The following is a 2,525-nucleotide window of genomic DNA, read 5'->3' on the forward strand; positions in this document are numbered from 1 at the left end:
ATCGCGCCCCGCAGGAACGGGGCGCGATGCCCGCAACGGGGCGCGCAGCGACGCGGACGAGCTGCGCGGCACGTGGCACGCGTGCGCCGCACAACCAAAGCCGCCCCGAACCACGGGTTCCTGCGGCTCGAGGCGACTTTCGTTGCGCCTGCGCCGCCGCTACATGCGCTCGGGCGCGGTCACGCCGAGCAGGCCCAGACCGTTGCGGACGACCTGCCCGGTGGCGTCGTTCAGCCAGAGGCGCGTCCGGTGCAGGTCGGTCACGGCCTCGTCGCCGAGGGGCGTGACCCGGCATGCGTCGTACCAGCGGTGGTAGAGCCCGGCGAGCTGCTCGATGTACCGCGCGACACGGTGCGGCTCGCGGAGCTCGGCCGCCTGGCGCACCACGCGCGGGTACTCGGCGAGGGCCCCGAGCAGGGCGCCCTCGGTGTCGTGCGTCAGGAGCGAGGCGTCGAAGGCCGAGCGGTCGACCCCCGAGGCAGCGGCGTTGCGTGCGACGGACTGCGTGCGGGCGTGGGCGTACTGCACGTAGAACACGGGGTTGTCGTTCGTGCGCTTGGTAAGCAGGTCGAGGTCGATGTCGATCGCGGTGTCGCTGGCGAACCGGACGAGCGCGTAGCGGCCGGCGTCCACACCCACGGCGTCGACGAGGTCCTCCATCGTGACGATCGTCCCGTTGCGCTTCGACATGCGCATCGGTTCGCCGTCCTTGAGCAGGTTGACCAGCTGCCCGATGAGGATCTCGAGGTTCTTGCCCGGCTCGTCCCCGAACGCGGCGCACATCGCCATCATCCGGCCGACGTAGCCGTGGTGGTCCGCGCCGAGCATGATGAGGTTGCGCTCGAACCCGCGCTCGCGCTTGTCGAGGTAGTACGCGAGGTCGCCGGCGATGTAGGCGGGCTGCCCGTCCGACTTGATGACGACGCGGTCACGGTCGTCGCCGAAGTCGGTCGTGCGGAGCCAGAGCGCCCCTTCGGCCTCGTACATCTCGCCGAGGGAGCGCAGCCGTTCGATGGCGCGCTCGACGGCCTTCGACTCGTGCAGCGAGTTCTCGTGGAAGTACACGTCGAAGTCGACGCCGAAGTCGTGCAGCGAGGACTTGATGTCCGCGAACATGAAGTCGACGCCCTCGCGCCGGAACAGCTCCTGCGCCTCGTCGCGCGGCAGGTCCTTGACGTCGATCGACGAGTCGAGCGTGGCGATCACGCGCGCGGCGATCTCGGCGATGTAGGCGCCGCCGTAGCCGTCGTCGGGCGTGGGCTCGCCGAGGGCGCTCGCCAGGAGGGAACGCGCGAACCGGTCGATCTGCGCACCGTGGTCGTTGAAGTAGTACTCACGGGTGACGAGGCCGCCCTGCGCCTGGAACACCCGCGCGAGGCTGTCGCCCACCGCTGCCCACCGCACACCACCCATGTGGATCGGACCGGTGGGGTTCGCGGACACGAACTCGAGGTTGATCCGCTCCCCGTCGTACAGGTCGCCGCGCCCGAAGGACTCGCCGCCCTCGACGATCGTGCGCGCGATCTCGCCGGCGGCAGCGGCCTCGAGCGTGATGTTGATGAACCCGGGCCCGGCCACGTCGACCGAGTCCACGCCGTCGAGCTCGGTCAGCTCGCCCGCGATCTCCGTCGCGAGCTCGCGTGGGTTCGTGCCGAGCCGCTTCGCGAGCTGCATCGCCGCGTTCGAGGCCCAGTCGCCGTGCGCGCGGTTCTTCGGACGTTCGAGCGCCGCGTGGGACTCCTCGATGGTCACGGTGTCGGACGCGCCTCGTCGCTCGACGATCCCGGTCAGGATCGACAGGTACGCGGCGGAGAGTTCGGCAGGAGTCACGAAGATCGAGTCTACCGGGACGCACAGGTCCTCCCCGGTCGATGCACCATCATGTCGGGATGACCACCCGCAGCCGCGTCCGGGCGATCAGCGTCGCCCTGCTCACCGTGTCCGCGTCCGTCGCCCTCGTGGGGTGCTCCGACGGCGGCTCGGACGGCGCCACGCCGAGCGCGACCGCGGGCCCGATCGGCAAGCGGGTCACGCAGACCTGCGCGGAGCTCCTGCCCGCCGACGCCCTGGCGGTCTACGGGAAGACCTTCACCCTCGACGACGACTTCACACCAGAGCGGGACACCCCGGCGGCCCGTATCGCCGAGCAGCGTGGCCGCGTGTGCCACTGGAGCGCGACCGACGACGCCTCGACGACGATCACGGTCGCCGTCGCCGACCTGCCTGAGAAGTCGCTCACGAACCTCAAGGACGCGCTCTACGAGCGGGGCGGTTCCGTGCCCACCTACCGCGTCGAGGGGTACTTCTCCCTCACCGACGGCGTCGGGCGCGCGGACGCCTTCGCCGACCCGTACTGGATCACCGCGACCTCCACGCTCTTCACCGAGCCCGGCGGCGCGCAGCCGGTGGTCGACGCGGTGCGCAGCGTCGTGCAGCCGAGCGCGTCCGCGACACCGGCCGGCTGAGCGCCCCGCGCCCGACGCGCCACGATGCGGACGGGAGGCGCGGTGCGGGGCCGCCCCGCG

2 protein-coding genes are annotated in these 2,525 nt (G+C 71.4%); one reads left to right on the plus strand and one right to left on the minus strand.

Going from position 1 to position 2,525, the window contains the following annotated elements; all coding sequences use genetic code 11:
* Positions 1-159 precede the first annotated feature (159 nt).
* Positions 160-1,830, minus strand: coding sequence for an arginine--tRNA ligase (argS, locus tag Q7F20_RS18325; RefSeq protein ID WP_305741488.1), 1,671 nt, complete (start codon positions 1,828-1,830; stop codon positions 160-162).
* A gap of 59 nt (positions 1,831-1,889) precedes the next feature.
* On the opposite strand from argS, the gene Q7F20_RS18330 reads away from it, so the two are divergent.
* Positions 1,890-2,465 carry a hypothetical protein gene (locus tag Q7F20_RS18330; RefSeq protein ID WP_305741489.1) on the plus strand — a complete coding sequence of 192 codons (576 nt, stop codon included), beginning with the start codon at positions 1,890-1,892 and terminating at the stop codon, positions 2,463-2,465.
* Positions 2,466-2,525: the final 60 nt, after the last annotated feature.

Source organism: Curtobacterium sp. A7_M15 (assembly GCF_030705415.1).
Lineage (GTDB): Bacteria > Actinomycetota > Actinomycetes > Actinomycetales > Microbacteriaceae > Curtobacterium.

Excerpts from the sequence above, each read along its gene's own strand:
- Q7F20_RS18330 (WP_305741489.1), top strand. The coding sequence starts at position 1,890 with ATGACCACCCGCAGCCGCGTCCGGGCGATCAGCGTCGCCCTGCTCACC.